6 protein-coding genes (1 of these 6 cut by a window edge) are annotated in these 5,233 nt (G+C 63.3%); 5 read left to right on the forward strand and 1 reads right to left on the reverse strand.

Translation table 11 applies throughout. From position 1 onward, the window contains the following. From EOC06_RS16325 to EOC06_RS16345, 5 genes are all read left to right on the forward strand, one after another. Positions 1-225: TolC family protein (locus tag EOC06_RS16325; RefSeq protein WP_164898612.1), on the forward strand; the 225-nt coding region annotated here is incomplete at its 5' end. 165 nt (positions 226-390) lie between these two features. Next, complete coding sequence (locus EOC06_RS16330) at positions 391-1,473, forward strand: sensor histidine kinase (RefSeq protein WP_128308254.1); 1,083 nt, start codon at positions 391-393, stop codon at positions 1,471-1,473. 221 nt (positions 1,474-1,694) lie between these two features. Beyond that, positions 1,695-2,576: a DMT family transporter gene (locus tag EOC06_RS16335; protein ID WP_128308255.1), complete on the forward strand. Its 882-nt coding sequence runs from the start codon at positions 1,695-1,697 to the stop codon at positions 2,574-2,576. A 207-nt stretch (positions 2,577-2,783) separates the two neighbouring features. Then, complete coding sequence (locus tag EOC06_RS16340) at positions 2,784-3,743, forward strand: AraC family transcriptional regulator (protein ID WP_127271117.1); 960 nt, start codon at positions 2,784-2,786, stop codon at positions 3,741-3,743. Between the two features lie 215 nt (positions 3,744-3,958). Then, on the forward strand, positions 3,959-4,669 hold the full coding sequence (locus EOC06_RS16345; protein WP_164762590.1) for an outer membrane protein: 711 nt from the start codon (positions 3,959-3,961) through the stop codon (positions 4,667-4,669). 393 nt (positions 4,670-5,062) lie between these two features. Here the strand turns inward: EOC06_RS16345 and EOC06_RS16355 are convergent, their stop codons facing one another. Continuing rightward, on the reverse strand, positions 5,063-5,233 hold the end of the coding sequence (locus EOC06_RS16355) for an ABC transporter permease (protein ID WP_128308257.1). Its footprint extends 768 nt past the window's final position; only the last 171 of its 939 coding nucleotides appear in the window; the start codon falls outside the window, past its right edge; its stop codon occupies positions 5,063-5,065.

Genomic DNA, 5,233 nt, shown 5'->3' on the forward strand with positions numbered 1-5,233 from the left:
CTCTACAAGGCCGGCGAGACAAGCCTGCTCGATGTGCTCGACGCCCAGCGCTCGCTCTACTCGGCCGAGGACTCGCTGCTGCAAAGCCGCGTCCTGCTGGCGACCAACTACATCGCCCTCAACAAGGCGCTCGGTGGCGGCTGGGATGGCACGGTGGACAGTGCCAAGCCTGAGATCGTCGACGTCAAGACCGCGCCAAGGCTGGCGTCGAAGCCGGCCTCGTGAGCGGTTCCCAGGGCTCGGTCAAGTATTCCGAGGCGGCTACGCGGATTTCGAGATTGTGCGACACACCGCTCGTGACGGCGCGTGAAGTGCCGCCTTGAGCTTTGGCGATGGCGGGGTGATCGCATCACTGTTATTGATGGTGACCACACAGCACAGGCGCCGCAGATGACATCCGATACACAGAAGGCCGAAGCGGTCGGGCAGTTGCTCGAAACGCCGGACCTTGCCAGCGCGCTGGAAAGCGAACAGTTCAAGAAGTTCCTCGACCAGGTACCGATCGCCATTGCCGTCTCGGACCTAGTTTCGAAGGAGCGTGTCGTCTATGCCAATCCGGAATTCGAGAAACTGTCCGGCCTCAAGGCGGCGACGCTCGCCCGGCAACACTGGGCGGCGCTTTCCGGCACCGGCCTGCACAAGCAGAAGGACCGGCCGCTGTTCGAGGCCGTGGTCGAGGACACCGATTTCATCGGTACGTTCCGGCTGGAGCGGACAGAAGGCCAATCTGTGATCGTCGACGTCTATTCCAACGTCATCGAGGACGACAATGGCAAGGCCTGCTTCCGGCTGGTGGCGCTGGTCGACGTCTCGGCCCATGGCGAAACCGAAGATGCGCGATCGATCGATGAGCGCATCCGCGAGAAGGACACGCTGCTGCGCGAATTGCAGCACCGGGTGAAGAACAATCTGCAGATGATCACCGCACTGATCCGGATGGAGACGCGCAACGCGGCCGAACCGGATCAGAAGCGTTTCGAGAGGCTGGCAGGTCGCGTCGATGCGCTGGCAATCCTCTACCAGACGCTGTCGGGGGACGATGAAAAGGATGAGGTCGATCTTGGTGTCTATCTCAGCCAGATCGCGTCGGCGGTGATGAACTCGCATGCGGTCGAGGGCATTCGCCTCGACATGAAGGTCGACACCTATCCGGTGTCGATCAATGTCGCCATGCCGACCGGGCTGGTGGTGAACGAACTTTTGACCAACGCGCTCAAACATGCCTTCCAGGGGCGAGACGGCGGGACGATCACGCTGCACAGCATCGTCGACGGCGATGGCTGCCGCATCGTGATCGCCGATGACGGCATCGGCCTGCCGGACGGCGAAACCTGGCCCAAGAGCGGCAAGCTCGGCGCGCTGATCGCCCGCTCGCTGACCGAGAATGCCAAGGCGCAGTTCGACGTGAAGTCGAGCGCCGGCGAGGGCACTCAGGTGATCATCGTGTTCAAGCGCTCGGCCGCCATTGCCTAAAGCGTATCGTTGTCGTTGCGCTCTCGCATCTACAGGATCATCTCCAGCTATTCCTTGTGCACTGCGGCAATGAACGCTTCGCGGGCTGGGAGGCTCATGGCGTGCCAACAGTCCGTGCCCCAGCAGCCAGTCCGCCGCTGCCTCACGACAGGTCGGCCGGTTCGCCCTATCTCCATGCCGCCGGTCGGGTTTGGACCCGGCGGCATGGAGGTTGGGATCACGTGACATCGACGCCGGTTGCCCGTCGCGAAGCGGCGCCCTTGCCGGTCGCGGCACTGATGGGCGCCATGGTGTCGATCCAGATCGGCGCCACCTTTGCCAAGGGCCTGTTCCCGCAGATCGGCGCGCAAGGCACGACGACGCTGCGGCTGGTCATCGGTGCGCTGATGCTGATCGCGGTGCTGCGGCCCTGGCAGATGCGGCCCTCGCGTGCCACTTTGCCGTGGCTGGTCGCCTATGGGGTGACGCTTTGCGCGCTCAACCTCCTGTTCTACGCAGCGCTCGCCAGGATTCCGCTCGGCATCGCGGTGGCGCTGGAGTTTACCGGCCCGCTTCTGGTGGCGACCTTGAGCTCGCGGCGCGCCAGCGACTTTGCCTGGATCGCGCTGGCGGTGGTCGGCATCCTGCTGTTGTCGCCGTTCGTTCATTCCCTCGCGCCGCTTGATCCGATAGGGGTGGTGCTGGCGCTGGCTGCCGGTGGCTTCTGGGCGCTTTATATCGTGCTTGCCCAGAAGGCCGGCGCGGAGCTTGGTACCCGCACCACTGCCTACGGCATGGCCATCGCCGCTGTGCTGGTGCTGCCCTTCGGTATCGCGCAGGCGGGATCCGCGCTGCTGTCGCCGTCGATCCTGGTCAGCGCGCTGCTGGTCGGGCTGTTTTCCAGCGCGTTGCCGTTCTTCCTGGAGATGGTGGCGCTGACCCGCATGCCGGCGCGCATCTACGGCACGCTGACCTGCCTGGAGCCGGGGCTGGGTGCGCTGGCCGGCTTCCTGTTCCTGCATGAAAGCCTGACCGCAACACAGTTGGCCGGGATCGCAGCCGTCGTTGTCGCCGCCTTCGGCACGGCGCTGACATCACGGCCGCCGGTGCCGTCGCCGGAGTAGGGTGGCGCGATTCGTCGGCACTGGGTATTTTCGAGTAATCCGAAATTCAACCAGCCCAATCCAAGAAATTAAGCCAATCCTTGTCCAGGACGGCACTGGAATTGTCACTTGGCGCACAAGTATTTCCGCCTCTGGACAGACCGTGATCTGGTCCCATACGGTGCGTGTCGAAATGAAGACGCGATTGTAGAAAAGGCCGGTTGCCCCTTGCAAAAGAACGTCTTCTCATCGGCGGATCTGCCGCCGCATCTGGATCATCGCGCACGCTTCGCGCTCTGGCAGGACATCCATGTCGCCGAGATATGGTCGGTCGAATACACGATTTCGGAGAGACTGTCGTTCGAAGCCGCGATCGAAGCCACCGCTGTCGGCTCGCTGGTGCTTGGGCAGATGGCCGGGACGATCCGTCATGCCAGCCGCAAGGCGGGCAATATCGCCGCCGATGGTCGCGACGGCTATCTGCTGCTGGTGAACAATGGCGATACGGTGCTCAGCGGCACGCAGATTGGCCGCGATTATCACGTCGGCAAAGGCGAGGCCGCACTGGTCTCGGCTTCGGAAGCGTTGCAGATGACCGGCGGCGACAGCAATGTCTGGGCCAATGTGGTGCTCCCTCGTGCCGTGCTGGAAAATGCCTTCGCTCATATCGAGGATCGGCTGGCGTTGACCGTTGGAGCCGACAATGAGGCGCTCGGCATGCTCAAGCGCTATTGCAGCTTCCTGGAAGCAGGCCCGGCGCTGGTCTCGCCCGACCTCATCGGCCACGCCACCGAAACGATCGTCGACCTGATCGGCCTTGCGACCGGCGCCAAGGGCGAAGCGGCCGAACTGGCGGGCCTGCGCGGCCTGCGCGCGGCAAGGCTGCAGGCCATACTGCAGAAGATGCGGGATAATTTCGCCGATCCCGCCATTTCGGCGCAGGGCGTTGCCGGGCAATTGCGGCTCTCCGTTCGCTATGTCCATGACCTGCTGCAGGAAACCGGGGTGAGCTTTGCCGAGCGCATTCTCGAACTGCGCTTGCAAAGGGCGCATCGCATGCTCCGCGACAGGCACAATGACCGCATGCGGATCAGCGAGATCGCGCTGCTCAGCGGCTTCTCCGACGTCTCCTATTTCAACCGCTGCTTCCGCCGCCGATTCGGCTCGACACCGGGCAGTGCCAGGTAGTTTGCCGACAGCCACTGAATGCACGGCGCGCTGATCGACTGAGGCCGAATGGCCACACCAGCCGGGAAAGCGCTGCTATGCTTTCCCCGACAATTCGGGTGCGGCCCAGCCCAAGACGCGGCGGGCGGACAATGCAACACCGGATTTCTCGACAACAGCTGGATCTCCGCAGCTCATTTGTGCGGCGGGGAAGCAACATGGGGCAGCAGACAACAATGAAAACTCTTCTTCTCGCAACGGCCTTCATTCTCGCGCCGCTCGGTGTGGCGTGTGCGGCTGATATCAATGAGGTTTCGCCTGTTGCATCCGGCTACGACTGGTCCGGACTCTATGCCGGCGTCGACATCGGCTACGCGGCCGGAAAATCCAATCTGTTCATCGCCGGCGGCGGACTGGGCGGGGCCACCGATCTCAATGTCTCCACCGATCCGAACGGATTTATCGGCGGTGTCCATATCGGCGCCAATTACCAGATGGAGAACAGCTTCGTGATCGGCGCCGAGGCCGACATCATGTACAGCAATATAGATGGGCTGACGGCCCTCGACGCCGGCGGCGGCGGTGTCACCACGTTGCTCAAGAGCGAACTCAAATGGTCGGGGTCGGCGCGGCTGCGCGCCGGCTATGCTTTCGATCGGACCTTGCCCTACATCACTGCCGGCGTCGCCGCGGCCAAGTATGAACTGATTGCGGTCAGCGCCGGTGGCCCTGCCGCCGAAGTAACGCTCCACAGCGACAGCCATGTCGGCTGGACCGTTGGAGCCGGCATCGAACACGCCTTTACCGACAAGTGGATCGCGCGGGCCGAATACCGCTACTCCGACTTCGGCAGCCAGGATCTCTCGGTGGCAGCCGGTCTGCCTACGGAAACCCATGTCGACCTCCAGACGCAGGATATCCGGGTCGGGCTCAGCTACAAGTTCTGATCCGCTGAAGCTGCTGATCTCCTCCTTGAGGGGGGTGAGGGAGTGGTCCGCGCAGCGGACGGAAAGCCAATCGCTTGGCTTTCCGAACGACGAACGCCTGGAGCGAAAGCGAAGGGCCGGGTCCGGCAGGCCAGAGGGGCGGTCCGGCTGGGCTCGGCCTGCTGTTGCGGATGACGTTGGCGCTTAACGCGCGGCGACCCCTCTGTCGTCTCCGTGGCGCTTTGTTCTTGATCTCACGGTTAGTGGCACGCGAATAGGCGTCGAGCGGAGCCGCAGGGTCAGCGCCGGGCGAGGGGGGACGGCACAGACATCGGCGATCCTAGCTGCTTGTCCATGAAATCCGCGAAGTCCAGAAGGATGCGGGCGGCGGGGCTCATGAACCGGGCAAGTTCCTTATTGTTTGTCTTGTCGTAGATAGACCCTGCCGAGGAAGGCCGGCTCGCCGGAGCGCCGGCCGCCCAACGAGCCTGCCACCAGCACGACAAGCGTCAGCAAGTACGGCAAAGTCATCATGAGATAGACAGGAACGTCGGCGCCTATGGCTAGTAGTCTAGGCACAAGCGC

The sequence above is a fragment of the Mesorhizobium sp. M7A.F.Ca.MR.362.00.0.0 genome, from assembly GCF_004023175.1.
In the GTDB taxonomy this organism is placed as follows: domain Bacteria; phylum Pseudomonadota; class Alphaproteobacteria; order Rhizobiales; family Rhizobiaceae; genus Mesorhizobium.

Coding starts and splice junctions, on each gene's coding strand:
- EOC06_RS16345 (WP_164762590.1), top strand. CDS start 3,959: ATGAAAACTCTTCTTCTCGCAACGGCCTTCATTCTCGCGCCGCTCGGT.
- EOC06_RS16330 (WP_128308254.1), top strand. CDS start 391: ATGACATCCGATACACAGAAGGCCGAAGCGGTCGGGCAGTTGCTCGAA.